Here is a 19389-nt window from a genome sequence, read left to right on the forward strand (position 1 = left end):
GGTGGCCGAGTGAAACACGATATCGGCGCCAAGCTTCAATGGTTGCGTGGTGACCGCCGCCGTGACGGTGGCATCGACCGCCAGTATGGCACCCGCCTTGTGCGCGGCCGCCGCCGCAGCGGCAATGCCGATCACATCCCATGTCGGGTTGAGGGGCGTTTCAATCCATACGAGATCGGTTTCGCCTGGCCGGATAGCGGCCTCCAGTGCGCCTGTCGTGGCGGCATCGAACAGGGTGAGACGGATACGGCCCAGCCCCTCCAGCCGCTTGAGCCAGTCGCGCGTGCCATAGTACATGATGCCCGGCGCCACCACATGGCCTCCATGCGGCACGGTCTCGAACACGGTTGTAAGCGCTGCCATGCCGGAGGCGAACAGCAGCGCCGACTGCCCTCCCTCGAGCGTCGCCAGGGCGGCCTCCGCCTGCCATAAGGTCGGGCTGCCATTGCGGATGTAGTTTTCCCTCAGCCGGGGCCGGTACTCGCCATCGCGGGCATAGGTCGTGGCAAGATGCAGCGGAGGAGCAACTGCGCCGGTTTCCGGGTCAACCGCGATCAGCGCATGGGCAGCGAGCGTCTCGGGCCTGAGGCCCCGCTCAGACATGCTGGCCGCCGTTGATGTGAAGCTCGGCGCCGTTCACGTAGCTCGAACTCTCCGTACACAGAAAATAGATGGCCTTGGCAACTTCCTCGGGCTGGCCCAGCCGGCGCTGCGGAATCTGCGCCACCAGCTTCTCGGTGCCCGGCGAGAGGATCGAGGTTTCGATTTCGCCAGGCGAAATCGCGTTCACCCGAACGCCATGCGGGCCGAAATCGCCCGCCATCTCGCGGGTGAGCGCAGCAAGTGCCGCCTTGGAGGTGGAATAGGCCGCGCCCGCAAAAGGGTGCATGCGCGAGCCGGCAATCGAGGTGACGTTCACGACCGCGCCCTTGGCCGCCACCAGCTCATCCATGAGGCCGCGCGCCAGCATGATGGGCGCAAAGAAATTGATCTGGAAGACCCTCTTCCACTCATCCTCGGAGGTTTCAATGGTATTGAGGCGCGCGCCACCCGGCTTCTTCGGGCTGATCGCCGCATTGTTCACCAGCGCATGCAGCTTGGAGCCTTGCGCCTTGAGACGCTGCTTCATCTGGGCAATGGCGGCATGTGTGTCGGTGGACGAGGCGAGATCGACTACGATGTGGTCGTCGGGGCCAGCGTCCCACGGGCAGTCATCGGGAAAGGGCTGGCGCGAACAGGTGATCACCCGCCAGCCAGCCGTCGAAAAACGTTTCACCGTGGCATGGCCGATGCCGCGCGAGGCACCCGTGAGGATGAGGGTTTTGCGGTCGGACTCGGCAGTGGTGTTCATGGATAAAGCCTTGCCTTGGACCAGCCGCTGTCTTCGTCCGCGCGGCGGAACACCACGCGGTCATGAAGCCGGAATGGCCGGTCGTGCCAGAATTCCATCGAGCGCGGACGGATGCGGAAGCCAGACCAGTAAGGCGGCCGCGGCACCTCTCCAATCGCATATTTCGCCGTTGTGAGCGCCACTGCCGTTTCCAGCGCGAAACGGCTTTCAAGCGGGCGCGACTGCTGCGAGGCCCAGGCGCCGATGCGGCTGTCGCGAGGGCGCGAGGAGAAATAGTCATCAGCCTCCCGGGATGACACTTCCTCGACAATGCCTCGCACCCGCACCTGGCGGCGCAGGGATTTCCAGTGGAAGCACAACGCCGCCTTCATGGTGCCGAGAATTTCCTGGCCTTTCTGGCTTTCGAAATTGGTGTAGAACACGAAGCCGCGCTCGTCGAAGCCCTTGAGCAGAACCATCCGCACATTGGGAAGCCCCTCCTCATCCACCGTGGCAAGTGCCATGGCATTGGGGTCGTTGGGCTCGGAGGCTTCAGCTGCCTGCAGCCATTCCCCGAACAGATTGAAAGGATCGTTGCGCTCGGTGAAGCCCGCCGCAGCGGTCAGCTTGGAAATGTCAGATTGGGCCATGTGCTCTGCCAGGGGCGCCGTCGCCCAGATTGCTCGGGATGAGAAGCGCTTATGCCACCCTGATCCCCTACGGATCAAGCACGGCCACAGACCAGCACTGGCACACCGGGCCTGGCCACCGCACATCCCTTTTCAGTGGACCTGGTTCGGGACTTGTGCAATTAACCTCAGGAACGATTTGATTTCGGACAAATAATCATGAGCGATAACAAGGGGTTGATGGCTGGCAAGCGGGGCCTTGTCATGGGCGTTGCCAACAACCGGTCGATTGCCTGGGGAATCGCCAAATCCTGCGCGCAACATGGCGCGGAGCTGGCCTTCACCTATCAGGGTGAAGCGCTCAAGAAACGGGTGGAGCCGCTTGCCGCCGAATTGGGCTCGACAGTTGTCACCCCATGTGACGTTACCGACATGGCCTCGATCGATGCCACCTTCGCCACCATCTCGGAAAAATGGGGCTCTCTCGATTTTCTCGTTCATGCGATAGCCTTCTCAGACAAGGACGAACTCACCGGCCGCTACGTGGACACCACGGCGGATAACTTCACCAAGACCATGTTCATCAGCGTCTATTCCTTCACGGCGGTTGCCCAGCGCGCCGAGAAGCTGATGAACAATGGCGGCTCTCTGCTCACCCTCACCTATTACGGGGCGGAGAAATGGATGCCGCACTACAACGTCATGGGTGTGGCCAAGGCGGGTCTGGAGGCCTCGGTGCGCTACATGGCCGCCGACCTCGGTCCTAAGGCGATCCGCGTCAATGCGATCTCCGCAGGCCCGATCAAGACACTCGCTGCGTCCGGCATCGGCGATTTCCGCTACATCCTGCGCTGGAATGAATATAATTCGCCGCTGCGCCGCACGGTAACCATTGATGAAGTTGGCGATTCCGGCCTCTATCTGCTGTCGGACCTGGGCCGCGGCGTCACCGGCGAAATCCTGCATGTTGATGCCGGCTACCACATCGTCGGCATGAAGAATCCGGATGCGCCCGACATCACCGTGAATGGCGGCGGTGAATAGACGCCAGGGCCCACACCAGCACTCATGTCGCACAACAGCTTCGGCCATCTCTTCCGCATCACCACCTTCGGCGAAAGCCATGGTCCCGCCATCGGCTGCGTGGTGGACGGCTGCCCGCCGAACATTCCGCTGACGGCAGGAGATATCCAGGTCTTCCTCGACAAGCGCCGGCCCGGCCAGTCGCGCTTCACCACCCAGCGGCAGGAACCCGATAACGTCCGCATCATGTCTGGCGTCTTCGAGGACGAGCGTACTGGTGGCCCGGTCACCACCGGAACTCCACTCATGCTGATGATCGAGAATGTCGACCAGCGCTCAAAGGACTACGCCGAGATCCGTGACAAGTTTCGCCCCGGCCATGCCGATTATACCTATCAGTCCAAATATGGCATTCGTGATTACAAGGGCGGGGGACGCTCATCAGCGCGCGAAACGGCGGCGCGTGTGGCCGCAGGGGCGGTTGCCCGAAAGGTCATTCCAGGGGTCACGATCCGCGGTGCGCTGATCCAGATGGGACCGCACAAGATCGACCGCACACGCTGGGACTGGGCAGCAGTTGACAACAACCCTTTCTTTGCGCCCGATGCGAAGGCAGCAGAGCGTTTCGCAGATTATCTCGACGGTGTGCGCAAGGCGGGCTCCTCGGCTGGCGCCGTGATCGAGGTGGTGGCCAGCGGCGTGCCAGCAGGCTGGGGCGCACCGCTCTATGGCAAGCTCGACCAGGACCTCGCTGCCGCGATGATGAGCATCAATGCGGTGAAGGGCGTGGAGATCGGCGACGGCTTCGCCGCGGCGGAGCTTTCGGGCGAGCAGAACGCGGATGAAATGCGCATGGCAGGGGGCAAACCGGAATTCCTGTCCAATCACGCCGGCGGCATTCTGGGCGGCATCTCGACGGGCCAGGATGTGGTGGTTCGCTTCGCGGTGAAGCCCACCTCCTCGATCCTCAGTCCGCGGAAGACTATCACGGCTGAGGGAACGGAAACTGACATCTTCACCAAGGGTCGCCATGACCCTTGCGTGGGCATCCGTGCCGTGCCGGTGGGCGAAGCGATGATGGCGCTCGTGCTGGCCGATCATTTTCTCCGTCACCGCGGCCAGATGGGCGGCTAGGCCTTCCGTGCCGCGACCAGGAATTCCTGATTGCCATCTCCGCCCAGCAACGGCGAGTCGGTGACGCCGAGAACCGACCAGCCCTCGTTCATCAGAAACGCCACGATCTCCTTGCAGACGCGTGCCTTTTCAGCATGGGACGTGACCACGCCACCCTTGCCCACGCCCTCGCGGCCCACCTCGAACTGAGGCTTGATCAGCGCCACCAGAGCTGCTCCCTGCACTGCCAGCTCCAGGGCAGGCGGCAACGCCAGTTTGAGCGAAATGAAGCTTACATCGCAAACGATGAGGTCTGGATTCTGTGACAGGTGGCTGGCGGAAAGATCACGCGCGTTGAGGCCTTCGATGAGGCTGAGGCGTGGATCGCTCAGCTTCATCTGACCATGGCCAACGTCGATGGCCGTCACATGGGCGGCGCCCTCCTCGAGCAGCACCTGGCTAAAACCGCCGGTTGACGCGCCGATATCGAGGCAGCGGCTGCCCTTCACCTGAAGCCCGAAGAAGGCAATCGCATGCTTGAGCTTCAGCGCGGCGCGCGACACATAATCCTTCGCCGTGTCGATTGTGGTGAGTTTGCTCGCCGAAGCAACCGGCTGCGATGGCCGGACGGCAGGCTTGCCGTCAACCAGCACAACACCGCGGAGCACCGCGTCGCGAGCCCGGGCGCGCGAAGCATAAAGCCCACGCGCCACGAGCGCCTCATCCAGCCGCTGCCTAGCCGGCATCCAGCGGTTCGGTTCCGGCCGCCGTACCGTCCGGCTTCAGGGTGATCTTCTCGATGCGTGCCTCGGCATCCTTCAGAAGCCGCTCACAATGTTTCTTCAGCGCCTCGCCACGCTCATAAATGGCGATCGACTGTTCAAGATCGACCTTGCCGGACTCGAGCCTGGTCACGATCTGCTCCAGTTCGGCCAGCGCCTTCTCGAACGGCAGGCTGGCGATATCGGCGTGATTGGTCATCAGATGTCGTCCTCGCTCTCATCCATCATTGTTTCCACCTCACCGGCATTGCCACGCATCAGGGCCTGAACGTGGATGCCCACCGATGCGGCAAGCCCCTGAAGATCATAGCCGCCCTCAAGCACGGACACGATCCGCCCGCTGCAGTGAATCTCTGCGGCTTCCATCAGCTTGAGCGTCACCCAGGCGAAGTCTTCCTCCGTGAAGCGCAGGCTTCCAAGCGGGTCGCGGTGGTGGGCGTCGAAGCCAGCAGACACGATCACCAGATCCGGCCTGAACACGTCGAGTGCGGGCAGGATGACGGAATTCATCGCCTCGCGAAACTCTGCCCCGCCATCGCCCGCCCGCAATGGCGCGTTGAAGATGTTTCCGACCCCCGTTTCCTGTACCGCGCCCGTGCCGGGATAAAGCGGCATCTGGTGGGTTGAACCGTAGAACAGGTCAGCATCTGACCAGAAGATATCCTGCGTGCCATTGCCGTGGTGAACGTCAAAGTCGATGACCGCCACCCGCTCTGCTCCATGGCGGTGGCGGGCATGCTGGGCGGCGATGGCTGCCTGGTTGAACAGGCAGAAGCCCATGGCCCGGCGGGTTTCGGCATGATGGCCAGGCGGCCTCAGGGCGCAGAATGCGTTGTCTGCCTCTCCCGAAAAAACCGCATCCACGGCTGCCGTGGCGGCACCCACGGCGCGCAGTGCCGCTTCGAGCGAGCCGGGCGACATCACGGTGTCCGGGTCGAGATACTCAAGGCCCTCACTGGGCGCCAGGGCGCGCACCCGCTCCAGATGTTCGGCGGCGTGGGCGTGCAGGATGTCCTCGTCGCTGCCAAGCGGGGACTCGCGACGGACGAGATCGCCAAATAGCGGACCGGCCAGAATGCGCTCGACCGCCCGGATACGGTCGACCCGTTCCGGATGACCGTCTGGCGTCTGATGGCCAAGCGAGGCCTTGTGGGTGAACAACAGGGTCGTCATGGCTCGCTTCTATCCGCTTCCCGGCAGGACTGCTATAGGAGCCAGGATGACCGCCACCGCGCAAGACATTGCCGCTGCCGCCCAGGCCCTGCGCGAGGGAGAACTCGTGGCCTTTCCTACAGAGACCGTCTACGGCCTTGGCGCGGATGCGACCAACGATCAGGCGGTGGCGCGCGTCTATGCCGCCAAGGGACGGCCGGCCTTCAACCCGCTCATCGCACATGTGGCAAGTTCCGATGCAGCCTTCGAACTGGGCGAGTTCGGCCCGGAAGCGCAGGCTCTCGCCCGGGCCTTCTGGCCAGGCCCCCTGAGCCTCGTCGTTCCCCGCACCGCCGACTGCAAGGTATCGCTGCTGGCCAGTGCAGGGCTGGACAGCATCGCCATTCGCGTTCCGGCCCACCCGACAGCCCTTGCTCTGCTCGCCGCCGCCGGCCGCCCGGTGGTGGCGCCCAGTGCCAACCCGTCTGGCCGCATCAGCCCGACCACGGCCGAACATGTCCGCCGTCATCTCAGGGACAGGGTGGCAGTGGTCCTCGATGGAGGCCGCTGCTCGGTTGGCGTCGAATCAACCGTGGTGAGCCTGCTGGATGGCGGTCCGAAATTGCTGCGCCACGGTGGCGTGCCGCGTGCCGCGATCGAAAAGGTGCTGGGCCACTCGATCCCTGCCGAAACCCATGCCGCACGACCGCATGGGCCAGGCCAGCTCCTCAGTCACTACGCACCGCATGCCGAACTCCGCCTCAATGCCGAGGCGCCGCGCGCGGGCGAAGCCTATCTCGGCTTCGGCCCACTTCATGCTCACGGCTCCTGGACGCTCTCCGCCTCGGGCGATCTCGTCGAAGCTGCCGCCAATCTCTTCCGCCTGCTGCACGATATTGATGCGACCGGGGTTGCCTGCATCGCCGTGGCTCCGGTGCCCCACCGCGGCCTCGGTGAAGCGATCAATGACCGCCTGCTCCGGGCAGCCGCCCCGCGGGAGCCCGCATGACCCCCTCCCAGTCGACTCTCGAGCGTCTCGCGGCAGTGGTCGGTGAAGCCCATGCCATCCGCGATCCCGCGCAGATGGACCGCTACATGCGCGAGTGGCGTCAGATCTGGGTCGGCCGCTCGCCGCTTGTGCTCAGGCCACAATCGACCACCGAGGTGAGCCGCATCCTGGCGATTGCCAGTGAAACACGCACTGCAATCGTGCCGCAGTCCGGCAATACCGGACTCTGCGGCGGCCAGATCCCCGATGAGTCGGGCCGCGAAGTGGTGCTCTCTCTCGAGCGCATGAACCGTATTCTCGATGTTGATCCTGCCAACAATACCATGACGGTTGAGGCCGGCGTCATTCTCCATGACGTTCAGCAGGCGGCTGCGGCGGCGGACCGGCTGTTTCCCCTGAGCCTTGCCTCCGAGGGCTCGTGCCGAATCGGCGGCAATCTTGCGAGCAATGCGGGCGGCCTCAACGTCATCGCCTATGGCAATGCCCGCGACCTGTGCCTTGGCCTCGAGGTGGTGCTGGCAGACGGACGGGTGTGGAACGGCCTCAGCCGCCTGCGCAAGGACAATACGGGCTATGATCTTCGCAACCTGTTCATTGGCGCGGAAGGATCACTCGGCATCATCACAGCGGCCGTGCTCAAGCTCTTTCCGCAGCCGCGCAGCCGCGAGACGGCCTTCATCGCGCTCCCCTCGCCTCACGCGGCAATAGAGCTATTGTCGCTGATGCGCGACATGAGCGGCAACCGCATCGTGGCCTTCGAGTTGATCGCCGCGCTCGCGCTCGACTTTGCCGTCCGGCACGCAGATGTGAGGCGGCCGCTTGGCCCGGCACCATGGTATGTGCTGGCTGAACTCGCGGATCCCGTGCCGGGCGCCATGCTGCAGCTTCTCGAAGAGGCGATGTCGCGCGGGTTGGCCAGCGATGCCGTTGTTGCCCAGTCAGAGAACCAGCGTTCCGAATTCTGGGCCGCACGCGAGCTCATATCGGAGTCACAGAAGCCGGAGGGCGGCTCGATCAAGCATGATGTGTCCGTTCCTGTTTCCAGGGTGCCGGAGTTTCTTGCCGCCGCCGACGCCGCCGTGCTGAGCCTGATGCCGGGCGCACGCTTTGTGAGCTTTGGCCATCTGGGCGATGGCAACATCCACTACAATATTTCCCAGCCGGTCGGCATGGACAGGGACCACTTCCTCGCCCGCTGGAACGAGGTGAACGATGTGGTCTTCGAGGTGGTGGCACGCTTCGGGGGCTCTATCAGCGCCGAGCATGGCATCGGCCGGCTCAAGGCCCACCGCATGCCGGCAATCAAGGATCCGGTGGCGCTGGACCTGATGCGGCAGCTGAAATCCGCACTCGATCCCCACACCATTCTCAATCCTGGCAGGGTTCTGCCGCTCTGAGAAAAGGGCTAGAACAAGTCAAGTTGACGTACGCGCGTTCGCGGCGGGTCGGCGGTGGCCGCCCGCCCGCGCGCAATGGTGGTGGGCGCCACAGAGAAAGTGCCGTCAGGAGCCGGCCTGATGAGGCGCGCAGCGTCCTCGACAGCTCCCGTCAGCCAGACCTCATAGTCCTGAGGCTGAATGATGACTGGCATGCGATCATGGATCGCGGCCACCTCGGCATTGGGCGATATGGTCATCAGCGCCCCGGTTTCGAGTTCCGAGCCGTCGGCTCCCATCCAGTGCTCCCAAAGCCCGGCAAAGGCGAACAGGCCATGATCGGGCCGTGAGAAGAAATGGGGCGTCTTGTGCCCTGCCTCGCCTGACCATTCGTAGAAGCCATCGGCGGGTACGAGGCAGCGGCGGCGGCGCATGGCGTTTCGGAAAGTTGGTTTTTCGAGCGCGGTTTCGCCGCGTGCGTTGATTGGCGGCTTGCCCGGCTTGATCTCCTTCTGCCACGCAGGAACGAAGCCCCAGCGCACGAGGGCGAAGCGGCGCTCGCCATGGTCCATGCGCACCACGCCGATGGGCTGACCCGGCGCCACATGCGGGCGGGGCGGATAATCGGCATCGTTCGCATGCTTGAACCAGGCCCGGGTTTCCTGCGGGCTTCGTGTCAGGCTATAGAGACCGCACATGGCCACAAACTTAGCATCGATGAGCCCAGACCAACAAATGCCCAAGCTTGGCGTCTCCGCCGCCATATGGAGGGACGGCAAGGTGCTGCTGGTGGAGCGTGCCAGACTACCGGTCGGCATCTGGGCCTTTCCGGGCGGTCATGTCGAGGCGGGAGAGCCCTTGGTGAGGGCGGTGGCGCGCGAACTCCACGAGGAAACCGGCATGACGGCCGAGTTCGCAGGGCTCGCAGGACTGTATGACGTGATCCGCCGCGATGCCGCAGGTCTTGTCACGGTACACTATGTGATCGCCTGTTACGCCGGCATTGCCGGGCCGGGCGAGCCGGTAGCCGCCAGCGATGCCGCAGCCGTCGCCTGGGCCGATCCGGATCGGCTTGCCGGCTACCCGCTTGCTCCCAACATGGCCGATGCCATCGCCGCCGCACGCCGCCTGCTCGCCCGTTAACCTTCGTTTAAGGATGGTGTGGCCCTGCGCCCCGGCGTTGCTATGGTCCCGGCACAGAACAGGCATGGAATGCACCCACGCCGGATTGATGGACAGCATGTTGAAGATCAACGAACGGACCAAGCCGACACCAGCCGAGGAAAAGCAGCTTGCGCTGCAATTCCTGCTCGATGCCTGGGAGGAGGCCGCCTATGAAGGCGTCGACCGGGACTGCCTGGCCACTACGGCGATCTTCGCCGCGCTGTCGGAATTGATCACCACCTATGGCGAAGAGCCCGTTGCCCTGATGTGCGGGCGTCTGCCGGACCGGGTGCGCGCCGGCGAATTCACTCTCGCCCGCAGCCGCCAGTAGCCTGCCACCTCAGCCCGCCGCCTCGAACAGCAGCAGGAAGCCGAATACCGCGATCAGCAGGCCGGTCCAGCGGTTGATGCGTCCGAGCGCCGTGTCGCCGATGCGTGACCTGTAGCGCGCCACGGTAGAGCTGAGGAACAGCCACCACAGCGCATCGCCTGCCATGACGCCAGCCACCAAAACCACTGGCCGCAGCGGATCGACATGCAGCTGAAGCATGGAATTCAGGGTGGCGAAGATGGCGGCGAAGCCGAACAGGACGCCAGGATTGGTCAGCGTCAGCATGAAGGCGGCAAGCATCTTGCGGGCCGTGGCGACTGTTGTGGGCAGCGCCTGCCCTTGTCCCGCCGCAACCACGGTTCGGGCGCGGGCAAGCCGCACGCCCATCACCACCAGCAACAGACCGCCTGCAGCAAGCAGCGGCCGCTCATACTCCTCGATGGCATTGGCAACCGCACTCACCCCAAAGGCAGCGACGAGGGCATACATTGCATCGGCAGCGACGGAGGCAAGCCCCACCAGAAACGCCGGGCCAAAGCCAGCGCGCAGCGCTTCGCGCACCACCAGAAGGTTGACAGGCCCAACCGGCGCGGCCATGGCGAGGCCGACGGCCACGCCCATCAGGAAAAGCGCTGCCTCCATCGCCTAGCGGATGTCGACCACCACCCGGCCCTTGACCTTGCCGGCCACGATGTCAGCCGCCACTTGCGGCACGTCATCGAGCTTCACATGGGTGGTGAGGGCATGGAGCTTGGCGAGGTCAAGGTCCTGCACAAGCCGATCCCACACTTTCAGGCGCCGCGGCATCGGTGTCGACACCGAATTGATCCCCACAAGCTTCACGCCGCGCAGGATGAAGGGGGCGACATTGGTGGGAAGGTCCATGCCCTGGGCGAGGCCGCAGGCCGCGACGGTTGCGTCCGGGTTCATCTGTGAGATGACGTTGGCCAGCGTCACCGAGCCCACCGAATCGATGCAGCCCGCCCAGCGCGACTTGGCGAGCGGCTTCACCGGGCCGTTGAACTCGTTGCGGTCAACGACGCCCGCCGCACCGAGGCCTTTCAGGAACGGCTCTTCGGAGGTGCGGCCCGTGGAGGCAATCACCCGGTAGCCGAGCTTGGCAAGGATGACGATCGCCGTGGTGCCGACGCCGCCCGCCGCGCCTGTGACCAGAATGTCGCCGTCCGCGGGCTTCACCCCCTGCTCTTCCAGCGCCATCACGCAGAGCATGGCGGTGTAGCCGGCGACACCCACCGACATGCAGTCGGCCGCCGTCCAGCCCTTCGGCACCGGCACCAGCCAGTCACCGCTGACCCGTGCCACTTCGGCAAAGCCGCCATGGTGGCCCTCGCCCACGCCATAGCCGTTGAGCACCACCTGGTCGCCCGCCTTCCAGCGCGGGTGGCTGGAGGCCCGCACCACGCCGGCGAAATCAATACCAGGGATCAGCGGAAAGCGCCGCGCAATCGGGGCCTTGCCCGTGATGGCGAGCCCATCCTTGTAATTGACGGAGGAATGGCTGACATCCACCGTGACGTCACCCTCCATCAGGTCCTGCTCCTCGAACCTCGTGAGTTCGGCCTTCTGGCCGCTGTCGGTCTTGGTAATGAGAATGCCGCGGAAAGACATGAATGTTCCTTTCAGAGAGATTCGGTGAAGCGGACAGGCTGGCCCTGGGCCGGGCCGATGATTTCGCCGTTCCACATGGCCAGCCGGCCGCGCAGCATGGCGCCGACGGGCCAGCCGGTAACGGTGCGGCCGTCATGCGGGGTCCATTTGCAGCGGCTTTCGATCCAGTCATTGCTGATGGTGCGGCGCGCCTTCATGTCTACAATGGTGAAGTCGGCGTCATAGCCTTCGGCGATGCGGCCCTTGCCGGCCATGCCGAAAATCCGGTTGGGCCCGTGCGAGGTGAGATCGACGAAGCGTTCCAGCGTGAGAAGCCCGCGGTTGACATAATCGAGCATGACTGGAACCAGCGTCTGCACGCCCGGCATGCCGGACGGCGAGCCGGGATAGGGCTTGGCCTTCTCCGTCAGCGTATGCGGCGCGTGGTCCGAGCCCAGCACGTCGACAAGGCCTGAAGTCAGCGCCTGCCAGATGCCCTGGCGGTGATGCGGCTCGCGCATCGGCGGGTTCATCTGGATCAAATTGCCGAGCCGCGCATAGTCTTCCGAGGTGAAGGTTAGGTGATTGGGCGTCACCTCCACTGTGGCGATGTCGCGGTTGGCGGCCAGCAGCGGGAACTCATCCGCCGTCGAGATGTGAAGCACGTGAATGCGCTTGCCCTCTTGCCTTGCAATCCGCAGCAGCCGCTCGGTCGAGAGCCGCGCCGCTTCCGCGTCACGCCACACATAATGGCTGGCGGGATCGCCTTCCACACGCAGATGCTTGCGGGCATTCAGCCGGAACTCATCCTCCGAATGGAAGGACGCGCGGCGGCGGATGTTCTTCAGGATGGCGGCGACACCGTCATCATCCTCGACCAGCAGCGCCCCGGTGGAAGAGCCCATGAACACTTTGACGCCCGCGCAGCCCGGCAGCCGCTCGAGTTCGCCCAGCTGATGCGCGTTCTCCCGCGTGCCACCCATGAAGAAGGCAAAGTCGCAAGGCATGCGGTTCGTGGCACGGCGGACCTTGTCGGCCAGCGTTTCCTCCGAAGTGGTGAGCGGGTTGGTGTTCGGCATCTCGAACACCGCCGTGACGCCACCCATGATGGCGGCGCGGCCGCCGGTTTCGAGGTCTTCCTTGTGCTCAGCCCCCGGCTCGCGGAAATGCACCTGGCTGTCCACGACGCCCGGCAGGATGTGAAGCCCGGTGCAATCAATGACTTCGCCCGCCTGGTGCGGCGCGAAAGACCCCAGCCCCAGAATGCGGCCGCCCGCGACCGCGATGTCGCGCTGGCCGGTGCCGTCATGGTTGACGACGGTGCCACCCTTGAGGATCAATTCGGCGTGGATGGTCATGGCGCTCCTTGAATGCCGTGCTGGCTCTTCGTAAATGTGGATTGGAAACGAAGCAACAGCGATGCGTGACATTCAATTCGGGGCGGGGCGGCTGGCCGGCCGTGCGGTGCTGGCCATCAGCGGGCCGGACGCCGGCCATTTCCTGCACAATCTGCTGACGGCGGATGTCGAACATCTGGCCGATGGCGAAGCGCGTTATGCCGCCTTGCTGTCGCCGCAGGGCAAGATCCTGTTCGATATGCTGGTGCTGCGCAGGGGCGAGGGCTTTCTGATCGACTGTGCCGCCGGCCAGCGCGATGCGCTGCTGAAGCGGCTCGGGCTCTACAAGCTGCGCGCCCAAGTCGAGATCACGCCAAGGGATGATCTGGCGGTGGGAGTGTCGCCTAGCAAGATTACGGGTGGTTTCCCGGACCCACGCACGCCGACCGTGGGCTGGCGGATGATCGGCGAAGCGCCAGGTGACGAGGCTCATGGCTATTACGCCTCCCGCATTGCGGCGGGCCTCGCCGATTCGGAGGCCGATCTCGGGTCCGGCGAATTCTTCCCGCATGAGGCCAATCTCGATCAGCTGGGCGGCGTGAGCTTCAAGAAGGGCTGCTATGTGGGCCAGGAAGTGGTGTCGCGCATGGAGCATCGCGGCACGGCGCGCAGCCGCATTCTGCCGGTGACGCTGGCGGGCGGCACACCGCCGAAGGGAACCGATCTCCGCGCGGGCGACAAGCAGGTGGGCACGCTGTTGTCAGGCGAGGGTGATCAGGCTCTGGCGCTGATCCGGCTGGACCGCCTTGCCGAGGCAGCGGCGCCGCTTGAGGCGGGCGGCGTTGCTGTGACGGTGCTGAAGCCCCAATGGGTGCGTTATGACGTGCCGGGGGCCGCATGACAGCGCTCCGCCATGCCGACGGCCTCTGCCGCTGCAACTGGTGCGGCACGGATGCGCTCTACGTGGCCTATCACGACGAGGAATGGGGCGTGCCGGAATATGACTCGCGGGCGCTGTTCGAAAAGCTGCTGCTCGACGGCTTTCAGGCCGGGCTCTCCTGGATCACCATCCTGCGCAAGCGCGACAATTTCCGCCGCGCCTTCGACGGCTTCGACGCGGAGAAGATGGCCCGCTACACGCCGGAAAAATGCGAGGCCCTGATGCAGGATTCAGGGATTGTGCGGAACCGCCTGAAGATCAACGCCAGTATTTCCAATGCGCAGGCCTATCTGGCGATCCCTGACTTCTCGACTTATCTCTGGAATTTCGTGGACGGCAGGCCGGTGCAGAACCGCATCCGCAGCATGAGCGGGATTCCCGCCAAGACGCCGCTCGCCGAAGCGATCTCCAAGGACTTGCAGAAGCGCGGCTTCCGGTTCGTGGGCCCGACGATTGTCTATGCCTTCATGCAGGCCTGCGGGCTGGTCAACGATCATCTGGTGGATTGCCACCGGCATGAGGAAGTAAAGCATGCCGCGAAAGGCTGAACCGCCCCGCGCCTGGCAGCGCATGCTGTCGGGACGCAGGCTTGATCTCCTGAACCCGTCGCCGCTCGACATTGAAATTGAGGACATTGCCCATGGCCTGGCGCGCGTCGCCCGCTGGAACGGCCAGACCAAGGGTGACCATGCCTTCTCGGTCGCACAGCATTGCGTGCTGGTGCATGACATTGCAATTCACCTCGATCCGGCGCTCGGCCGTCCAGAGCGGCTCGCAGCCCTGCTTCACGATGCGCCGGAATATGTGGTGGGAGACATGATCTCGCCGTTCAAGGCCGCGCTGGGTCTCGACTACAAGGATTTCGAGAAGCGGCTGCTGGCGGCCATTCATCTGCGCTTCGGGCTTCATGCCGCATCGCCTCCGCGCCTTGAAACCTTCATCAAGCGCTGCGACCGTATCGCGGCCTATCTCGAGGCCACCCAGCTCGCTGGCTTCAGCCTGCCTGAGGCAGCGAAGTTCTTTGGCCGTCCAGCTGGCCTGGACGGCCAAGGCTCTGCGCGTTTTGTCAGGCTTGACCCCCTGGCACCCAACGCAGCATCTGAACTCTATCTCTCCGCCTTCGCGAGGCTTGCCACATGATCATCGTCGGTCCCCTGAGCCAGGTTCAGCCTCTCATCGATGCCCATGGTGCGCGTCATGTGGTGACACTGCTCGCCCCCGACACGCCCAGCGAAAGCCCACGCGGCATCGCTCCCGGCCGACACCTCAAGCTTCACTTCCATGACATCGTGGCGCCGATGGACGGGCACACGCCGCCCTCGGCGCGGGATGCCGAACGGCTCATCCGCTTCCTTGAAAGCTGGGACAAGTCTGACCCGATGCTGATCCATTGCTGGGCCGGCATCAGCCGGTCCACCGCGGCGGCCTATACCGCGCTCTGCCTGTTCAGGCCTGATGCCGACGAGGACGCGCTGGCCCAGGAGCTGCGCGCTGCCTCACCCTCGGCCACGCCCAACCGGCTGATCGTGTCGCTGGCTGATGATGTGCTTGGCCGTGGCGGCAGGATGGTGAATGCAATTTCAAGGATCGGCCGCGGCGCTGACGCCTACGAGGGGGCGCCGTTCATCCTGCGGCCGTGACCTGTGGGGTCACGAATCCTCGTAGAAGATGTGCCGGCCGATCTTGATCAGCCGTTTCATGCTCTTTGCCCATTTGGGCTTGACGTAGTCGGCGTGATAATTGGTGGCCGTGCTGATCGCGGCTACCTGCGCATCTCCGGCGATGGCCTGGCGGGCGATCTTCTTGGCATGGGCCCAGGACTGAGCACTCCTGACGTCGTCTGGCAAGCCGTCACAGGCGAAGGAGAACTGGCAGGAATTGCGCCGGCCTGATCCCTGGTAAACGACACCGCAGATCGTCTTGGGGTATTCCGGATCCTTGACGCGGTTGAGGATCACCTTGGCGACCGCCAGCTGGCCCAGATCGGACTCTGATCGCGCCTCGAAATAGACCGCTCGCGCCAGGCAGTTCTCTTCCGCCTGCTGCGATCGGCGCTGGGCAATGGCCTTCTGCGCCTCCTTGCTCTTCGCCGTCTTGGCGCGCTTGGCCACCGTGCTGCGCTCCAGCATGATCACCTGCTGGACCTTGGCCGGGGTCGGTGCAAGCGCCAGGGTGCTGCTGCCAGGCTCCTCAGCATCTTCGGTGAGGTTGACGGCAGCCGGAACCACTTTCACAACCTGTTGCTGCATTTCAACGAGATCGCCCTTGCCGGTGCCGGTCACGACCTGCTGGGCAAGGCTGGCCTTGTTCACGCTGTCGAGGCTGTCGGCGCCAGGTATCAGCGAACCCTTTGCCAAGATGTTGGAAGATGGCGCCGCCTGATTGTCCAGCGTCTCTCCGGGTTCGGCATTATGGGCTATCGCATTCTGGCCCATGTAATGGCCGGCAAAGGCGAAGGCCACGACCAACATCATTCCGCCCAGCACCATTGTGGCATATCCAGCCGCCGATGCACGCCCACGGGTTGGGGCGCGGTGTTCGATGCGGGTGCGGTGGGCGGCGGGCCCGGATGTTCGCGGCGTTTTCGTCACTTCCCCTCGACATACCGTGGGCCGCATTTGTTGCGGCTTTGTTAAAGCGCGGTCGTCTTTCGAAACCGCGTTTAACATGGCTTAACCATCCGGGCAACCCGGCGGCTCCGTTTTTCAACTCGAAACAGGATAGGGTAAAGGCTTGGTTAACGGCCTGGCACAATTTGAAAAAATTTAGTCTTTAGAAAGGGTTGCGCGAGCTGCTGCGAGCCGTGCGATCGGCACGCGAAAGGGCGAACATGACACATAGTCAAGTTTGAGCGCCTCGCAAAACGCGATCGAGGCGGGGTCGCCGCCATGCTCGCCACAGATGCCAGTCTTGAGGCCGGGCTTCACCCGCCGCCCGCGTTCGACGCCAATCCGCACCAATTCACCCACCCCCTCCGTATCGAGCGAGATGAAGGGGTCGGTCCGGAACACGCCCTTGGCCGTGTACTCGCCGATGAAGCGCGCGGCATCATCACGGCTGATGCCGAAGGTCGTCTGGGTCAGGTCATTGGTGCCGAAGGAGAAGAAATCCGCTGCCTCGGCGATCTCGCCCGCGCACAGGGCTGCCCTCGGCAACTCGATCATGGTACCCACCGAATAGTCGATGCCCACACCGGTTTCCCGCGCGACTTGCTGGGCGACGGCGACCACCACCTGCTTTACCCGGTCGAGTTCATTGCGCGAGGCAACCAGCGGCACCATGACCTCGGGGATCGGGGCCTTTCCGCCGCGACGGACGACCTCGGTTGCCGCCTCGAAAATGGCACGGGTTTGCATCTCGGTGATCTCCGGATAGGAAATCAGCAGCCTGACCCCCCGGTGTCCCAGCATGGGGTTGAATTCCTTGAGCTCGGCCACCCGTGCGCGTAGCGCATCGGGGCTGGCGTTCATCTGCTCGGCCACCTCCTCGATCTCATGGTCGGCCTGGGGCAGGAACTCATGCAGCGGCGGATCGAGCAGGCGGATGGTGACGGGCAAGCCTGCCATGATCTCGAACAGCTCGATGAAATCCTGGCGCTGCATCGGCAGCAGCTTGGCGAGTGCTGTGCGCCTGGCAGCAGGCTTGTCGGCAAGGATCATCTCGCGCACCGCCACGATGCGGCCAGCCTCGAAGAACATGTGCTCGGTCCGGCACAGGCCAATGCCCTCGGCGCCGAAATCACGCGCGGCGCGGGCATCCACCGGAGTTTCCGCATTGGCCCGCACACCCATGCGCCGCATGCCGTCCGCCCAGCCCATGAGCTTTGCGAAATCCCCCGAGAGTTCGGGCTTGATGGTGGCGACCTCGCCCCGGATCACCTGGCCCGAGCCGCCGTCGATGGTGATCGTATCGCCCTTGCGCAGCACGAGGCCCATCACGGCAAGCGTCCCCGCCTGATAGTCGACACGCAACGCTCCGGCGCCTGAGACGCAGGGCTTGCCCATGCCACGCGCCACCACGGCGGCATGCGATGTCATGCCGCCGCGCGTGGTGAGAATGCCTTCCGCGGCATGAATGCCGTGAATGTCCTCGGGGCTGGTCTCGATCCGCACCAGAATGACGCGCCGGTTGAGGGCCTTGAGGCGCCCGGCCTCATTGGGATCGAACACGATCTCGCCTGATGCCGCACCAGGCGAGGCGGGTAGCCCCGTGGCGATCACTTCGCGCCTCGCGCCGGGATCGAGCGTTGGATGAAGCAGCTGGTCGAGCGAGGCAGGGTCGATCCGCATCACGGCCTCTTCACGGCTGATCAGGCCCTCGCCTGCCATGTCGACGGCAATCTTCAGTGCGGCCCTGGCAGTTCGCTTCCCCGTTCGGGTCTGCAACATCCAGAGCTTTCCGCTCTGGATGGTGAACTCCATGTCCTGCATGTCGCGGTAGTGGCGCTCGAGCAACGCGAATGTGTGCCGGAGTTCGGAGAAGGTCTCCGGCATCAGAGCCTCGAGCGAGGGCAGCGCCGATCCGGCTTCCTTGCGCGCCCGTTCGGTGATGGACTGTGGCGTGCGAAGCCCTGCCACCACATCCTCACCCTGCGCGTTGACCAGGAATTCGCCATAGATTTCCCGCGCACCGGTCGACGGGTTGCGTGTAAATGCGACACCGGTCGCCGAGTTCTCACCCATGTTGCCGAACACCATGGCCTGGACGTTGACCGCCGTGCCCCAGTCCTCCGGGATCTTGTTGAGCTTGCGGTAGGTGATGGCACGCGCCCCGTTCCACGAGGAGAATACCGCGCCGATGGCGCCCCACAACTGCGCCGTCACGTCCTGCGGAAAGGGCTGTCCGGTCTCCTGCTGAACCAGCACCTTGTAGCGCGCGATCAGGCCCTGCCACTCTTCTGCCGTGACCTGGGTGTCGAGGGAATAGCCCTTCTCTTCCTTGAAACCACCGAGAATGTCCTCGAACTCCGCATGCTCGACGCCAAGCACCACATCGGCATACATGCTGATGAATCGGCGGTAGCTGTCATAGGCAAAGCGCCGGTCGCCGGAGCGGGCCGCCAGCCCATCCACCGTCTGGTCATTGAGGCCGAGGTTGAGCACCGTGTCCATCATGCCCGGCATCGAGGCGCGCGCGCCTGAGCGAACGGACACCAGCAGCGGGTTGGCCGCCTCGCCGAAACGCGCCTGAGTGATATGTTCCACGCTGGTGAGCGCGTCCGCCACCTGGGTGTCGAGCCCTGTAGGGTACGTCTTGTTGCGGCTGGAATAGACCGTGCAGACCTCAGTCGAAATGGTGAAGCCCGGCGGAACCGGAAGGCCCAGATTGGCCATCTCGGCCAGGTTGGCGCCCTTGCCACCCAGCAACGCCTTCATACCGGCGCGGCCCTCGGCCGAGCCGCCGCCGAAGCGATAGACATATTTCGGAGATGACATCGCCATGACACGGATTTTCCGTTGTACGCGAAGGGTTGGGCAGACATAGCGGGCAAACGCCCAAAGTCAGGAAACCACAGCCTCGCCCCGGTTGCAATGCAATATCGCACATGCGGCATCGCAGTGGCCGCATGGGCTTCGAGGCTCAGGCGGCAGCTGC

General features: G+C 64.2%; 22 protein-coding genes. 10 read left to right on the forward strand and 12 right to left on the reverse strand.

What is annotated here, in order from left to right; genetic code table 11:
• The 3 genes from ACILRN_RS07635 to pdxH form a co-directional block, all read right to left on the reverse strand.
• Positions 1-603, reverse strand: a 603-nt coding sequence (locus ACILRN_RS07635) for a PLP-dependent transferase (protein WP_395687039.1), incomplete at its 3' end; no start/stop codon positions are given.
• Positions 596-1351, reverse strand: coding sequence for an SDR family NAD(P)-dependent oxidoreductase (locus ACILRN_RS07640; RefSeq protein WP_395687040.1), 756 nt, complete (start codon positions 1349-1351; stop codon positions 596-598). The genes ACILRN_RS07640 and ACILRN_RS07635, both read right to left, overlap by 8 nt.
• Positions 1348-1980, reverse strand: coding sequence for a pyridoxamine 5'-phosphate oxidase (gene pdxH, locus ACILRN_RS07645; RefSeq protein ID WP_395687042.1), 633 nt, complete (start codon positions 1978-1980; stop codon positions 1348-1350). Before pdxH ends, ACILRN_RS07640 begins: the two co-directional genes overlap by 4 nt.
• 198 nt (positions 1981-2178) lie before the next feature.
• On the opposite strand from pdxH, the gene fabI reads away from it, so the two are divergent.
• Together fabI and aroC are read left to right on the forward strand one after the other, a co-directional pair.
• Positions 2179-3003, forward strand: coding sequence for an enoyl-ACP reductase FabI (fabI, locus tag ACILRN_RS07650; protein ID WP_395687044.1), 825 nt, complete (start codon positions 2179-2181; stop codon positions 3001-3003).
• Between the two features lie 24 nt (positions 3004-3027).
• The gene (aroC, locus tag ACILRN_RS07655) at positions 3028-4116 is read left to right on the forward strand and encodes a chorismate synthase (protein ID WP_395687046.1); all 1089 of its coding nucleotides are present in this window, start codon (positions 3028-3030) and stop codon (positions 4114-4116) included.
• On the opposite strand, the gene ACILRN_RS07660 is transcribed toward aroC, so the two are convergent.
• The 3 genes from ACILRN_RS07660 to ACILRN_RS07670 are packed head-to-tail and all read right to left on the reverse strand — an operon-like array spanning position 4113 to position 6050.
• On the reverse strand, positions 4113-4841 hold the full coding sequence (locus ACILRN_RS07660; RefSeq protein ID WP_395687048.1) for a TlyA family RNA methyltransferase: 729 nt from the start codon (positions 4839-4841) through the stop codon (positions 4113-4115). The genes aroC and ACILRN_RS07660 overlap by 4 nt on opposite strands.
• Positions 4831-5076, reverse strand: coding sequence for an exodeoxyribonuclease VII small subunit (locus ACILRN_RS07665; protein WP_395687049.1), 246 nt, complete (start codon positions 5074-5076; stop codon positions 4831-4833). The genes ACILRN_RS07660 and ACILRN_RS07665 overlap by 11 nt, the downstream gene beginning before the upstream one ends.
• Positions 5076-6050 carry a histone deacetylase family protein gene (locus ACILRN_RS07670; RefSeq protein ID WP_395687051.1) on the reverse strand — a complete coding sequence of 325 codons (975 nt, stop codon included), beginning with the start codon at positions 6048-6050 and terminating at the stop codon, positions 5076-5078. Before ACILRN_RS07670 ends, ACILRN_RS07665 begins: the two co-directional genes overlap by 1 nt.
• A gap of 46 nt (positions 6051-6096) precedes the next feature.
• On the opposite strand from ACILRN_RS07670, the gene ACILRN_RS07675 reads away from it, so the two are divergent.
• Both ACILRN_RS07675 and ACILRN_RS07680 read left to right on the forward strand, forming a co-directional pair.
• A complete protein-coding gene (locus ACILRN_RS07675; RefSeq protein WP_395687053.1) occupies positions 6097-7038 on the forward strand; it encodes an L-threonylcarbamoyladenylate synthase in 942 nt (313 codons plus the stop codon).
• Complete coding sequence (locus ACILRN_RS07680; RefSeq protein WP_395687055.1) at positions 7035-8435, forward strand: FAD-binding oxidoreductase; 1401 nt, start codon at positions 7035-7037, stop codon at positions 8433-8435. Before ACILRN_RS07675 ends, ACILRN_RS07680 begins: the two co-directional genes overlap by 4 nt.
• A gap of 8 nt (positions 8436-8443) precedes the next feature.
• Here ACILRN_RS07680 and ACILRN_RS07685 read toward each other — a convergent pair whose 3' ends face one another.
• Positions 8444-9112: an SOS response-associated peptidase gene (locus ACILRN_RS07685; RefSeq protein WP_395687056.1), complete on the reverse strand. Its 669-nt coding sequence runs from the start codon at positions 9110-9112 to the stop codon at positions 8444-8446.
• Between ACILRN_RS07685 and ACILRN_RS07690 the strand changes: the two genes are divergently transcribed.
• Together ACILRN_RS07690 and ACILRN_RS07695 are read left to right on the forward strand one after the other, a co-directional pair.
• Positions 9111-9557, forward strand: coding sequence for an NUDIX hydrolase (locus ACILRN_RS07690; protein ID WP_395687058.1), 447 nt, complete (start codon positions 9111-9113; stop codon positions 9555-9557). The genes ACILRN_RS07685 and ACILRN_RS07690 overlap by 2 nt on opposite strands.
• A 97-nt stretch (positions 9558-9654) precedes the next feature.
• Positions 9655-9909: a hypothetical protein gene (locus tag ACILRN_RS07695; protein WP_395687059.1), complete on the forward strand. Its 255-nt coding sequence runs from the start codon at positions 9655-9657 to the stop codon at positions 9907-9909.
• Positions 9910-9918: 9 nt separating this feature from the next.
• Here ACILRN_RS07695 and ACILRN_RS07700 read toward each other — a convergent pair whose 3' ends face one another.
• From ACILRN_RS07700 to ACILRN_RS07710, 3 genes are read right to left on the reverse strand one after another with little or no spacing between them, the layout of a single operon-like run.
• The gene (locus tag ACILRN_RS07700) at positions 9919-10551 is read right to left on the reverse strand and encodes a LysE family translocator (RefSeq protein WP_395687061.1); all 633 of its coding nucleotides are present in this window, start codon (positions 10549-10551) and stop codon (positions 9919-9921) included.
• A gap of 3 nt (positions 10552-10554) precedes the next feature.
• Positions 10555-11538, reverse strand: coding sequence for an MDR family oxidoreductase (locus tag ACILRN_RS07705; RefSeq protein WP_395687062.1), 984 nt, complete (start codon positions 11536-11538; stop codon positions 10555-10557).
• Positions 11539-11549: 11 nt separating this feature from the next.
• On the reverse strand, positions 11550-12875 hold the full coding sequence (locus ACILRN_RS07710) for a dihydroorotase (RefSeq protein ID WP_395687064.1): 1326 nt from the start codon (positions 12873-12875) through the stop codon (positions 11550-11552).
• Positions 12876-12936: 61 nt separating this feature from the next.
• Here ACILRN_RS07710 and ACILRN_RS07715 point away from each other — a divergent pair, with 61 nt between their 5' ends.
• The 4 genes from ACILRN_RS07715 to ACILRN_RS07730 are packed head-to-tail and all read left to right on the forward strand — an operon-like array spanning position 12937 to position 15434.
• Entirely contained in the window at positions 12937-13755 is an 819-nt protein-coding gene (locus ACILRN_RS07715) for a YgfZ/GcvT domain-containing protein (protein ID WP_395687066.1), read from the forward strand.
• Positions 13752-14342, forward strand: a complete 591-nt coding sequence (locus ACILRN_RS07720; protein WP_395687067.1) for a DNA-3-methyladenine glycosylase I — start codon at positions 13752-13754, stop codon at positions 14340-14342. Before ACILRN_RS07715 ends, ACILRN_RS07720 begins: the two co-directional genes overlap by 4 nt.
• Complete coding sequence (locus ACILRN_RS07725) at positions 14326-14934, forward strand: hydrolase (RefSeq protein ID WP_395687068.1); 609 nt, start codon at positions 14326-14328, stop codon at positions 14932-14934. The genes ACILRN_RS07720 and ACILRN_RS07725 overlap by 17 nt, the downstream gene beginning before the upstream one ends.
• Positions 14931-15434 (forward strand): tyrosine phosphatase family protein, encoded by a 504-nt coding sequence (locus tag ACILRN_RS07730; RefSeq protein WP_395687070.1) that lies wholly within the window; start codon positions 14931-14933, stop codon positions 15432-15434. Before ACILRN_RS07725 ends, ACILRN_RS07730 begins: the two co-directional genes overlap by 4 nt.
• A gap of 9 nt (positions 15435-15443) precedes the next feature.
• Here the strand turns inward: ACILRN_RS07730 and ACILRN_RS07735 are convergent, their stop codons facing one another.
• Both ACILRN_RS07735 and ppdK read right to left on the reverse strand, forming a co-directional pair.
• The gene (locus ACILRN_RS07735; RefSeq protein WP_395687072.1) at positions 15444-16385 is read right to left on the reverse strand and encodes a cell wall hydrolase; all 942 of its coding nucleotides are present in this window, start codon (positions 16383-16385) and stop codon (positions 15444-15446) included.
• Positions 16386-16559: 174 nt separating this feature from the next.
• Complete coding sequence (gene ppdK, locus ACILRN_RS07740; RefSeq protein ID WP_395687073.1) at positions 16560-19235, reverse strand: pyruvate, phosphate dikinase; 2676 nt, start codon at positions 19233-19235, stop codon at positions 16560-16562.
• Between the last annotated feature and the right edge of the window lie 154 nt (positions 19236-19389).

This window comes from Aestuariivirga sp., assembly GCF_044238155.1.
GTDB lineage: Bacteria > Pseudomonadota > Alphaproteobacteria > Rhizobiales > Aestuariivirgaceae > Aestuariivirga.

Coding starts and splice junctions, on each gene's coding strand:
- ACILRN_RS07640 (WP_395687040.1), bottom strand. CDS start 1,351: ATGAACACCACTGCCGAGTCCGACCGCAAAACCCTCATCCTCACGGGT.
- pdxH (WP_395687042.1), bottom strand. CDS start 1,980: ATGGCCCAATCTGACATTTCCAAGCTGACCGCTGCGGCGGGCTTCACC.
- fabI (WP_395687044.1), top strand. CDS start 2,179: ATGAGCGATAACAAGGGGTTGATGGCTGGCAAGCGGGGCCTTGTCATG.
- aroC (WP_395687046.1), top strand. CDS start 3,028: ATGTCGCACAACAGCTTCGGCCATCTCTTCCGCATCACCACCTTCGGC.
- ACILRN_RS07660 (WP_395687048.1), bottom strand. CDS start 4,841: ATGCCGGCTAGGCAGCGGCTGGATGAGGCGCTCGTGGCGCGTGGGCTT.
- ACILRN_RS07665 (WP_395687049.1), bottom strand. CDS start 5,076: ATGACCAATCACGCCGATATCGCCAGCCTGCCGTTCGAGAAGGCGCTG.
- ACILRN_RS07670 (WP_395687051.1), bottom strand. CDS start 6,050: ATGACGACCCTGTTGTTCACCCACAAGGCCTCGCTTGGCCATCAGACG.
- ACILRN_RS07675 (WP_395687053.1), top strand. CDS start 6,097: ATGACCGCCACCGCGCAAGACATTGCCGCTGCCGCCCAGGCCCTGCGC.
- ACILRN_RS07680 (WP_395687055.1), top strand. CDS start 7,035: ATGACCCCCTCCCAGTCGACTCTCGAGCGTCTCGCGGCAGTGGTCGGT.
- ACILRN_RS07690 (WP_395687058.1), top strand. CDS start 9,111: ATGGCCACAAACTTAGCATCGATGAGCCCAGACCAACAAATGCCCAAG.
- ACILRN_RS07685 (WP_395687056.1), bottom strand. CDS start 9,112: ATGTGCGGTCTCTATAGCCTGACACGAAGCCCGCAGGAAACCCGGGCC.
- ACILRN_RS07695 (WP_395687059.1), top strand. CDS start 9,655: ATGTTGAAGATCAACGAACGGACCAAGCCGACACCAGCCGAGGAAAAG.
- ACILRN_RS07700 (WP_395687061.1), bottom strand. CDS start 10,551: ATGGAGGCAGCGCTTTTCCTGATGGGCGTGGCCGTCGGCCTCGCCATG.
- ACILRN_RS07705 (WP_395687062.1), bottom strand. CDS start 11,538: ATGTCTTTCCGCGGCATTCTCATTACCAAGACCGACAGCGGCCAGAAG.
- ACILRN_RS07710 (WP_395687064.1), bottom strand. CDS start 12,875: ATGACCATCCACGCCGAATTGATCCTCAAGGGTGGCACCGTCGTCAAC.
- ACILRN_RS07715 (WP_395687066.1), top strand. CDS start 12,937: ATGCGTGACATTCAATTCGGGGCGGGGCGGCTGGCCGGCCGTGCGGTG.
- ACILRN_RS07720 (WP_395687067.1), top strand. CDS start 13,752: ATGACAGCGCTCCGCCATGCCGACGGCCTCTGCCGCTGCAACTGGTGC.
- ACILRN_RS07725 (WP_395687068.1), top strand. CDS start 14,326: ATGCCGCGAAAGGCTGAACCGCCCCGCGCCTGGCAGCGCATGCTGTCG.
- ACILRN_RS07730 (WP_395687070.1), top strand. CDS start 14,931: ATGATCATCGTCGGTCCCCTGAGCCAGGTTCAGCCTCTCATCGATGCC.
- ppdK (WP_395687073.1), bottom strand. CDS start 19,235: ATGGCGATGTCATCTCCGAAATATGTCTATCGCTTCGGCGGCGGCTCG.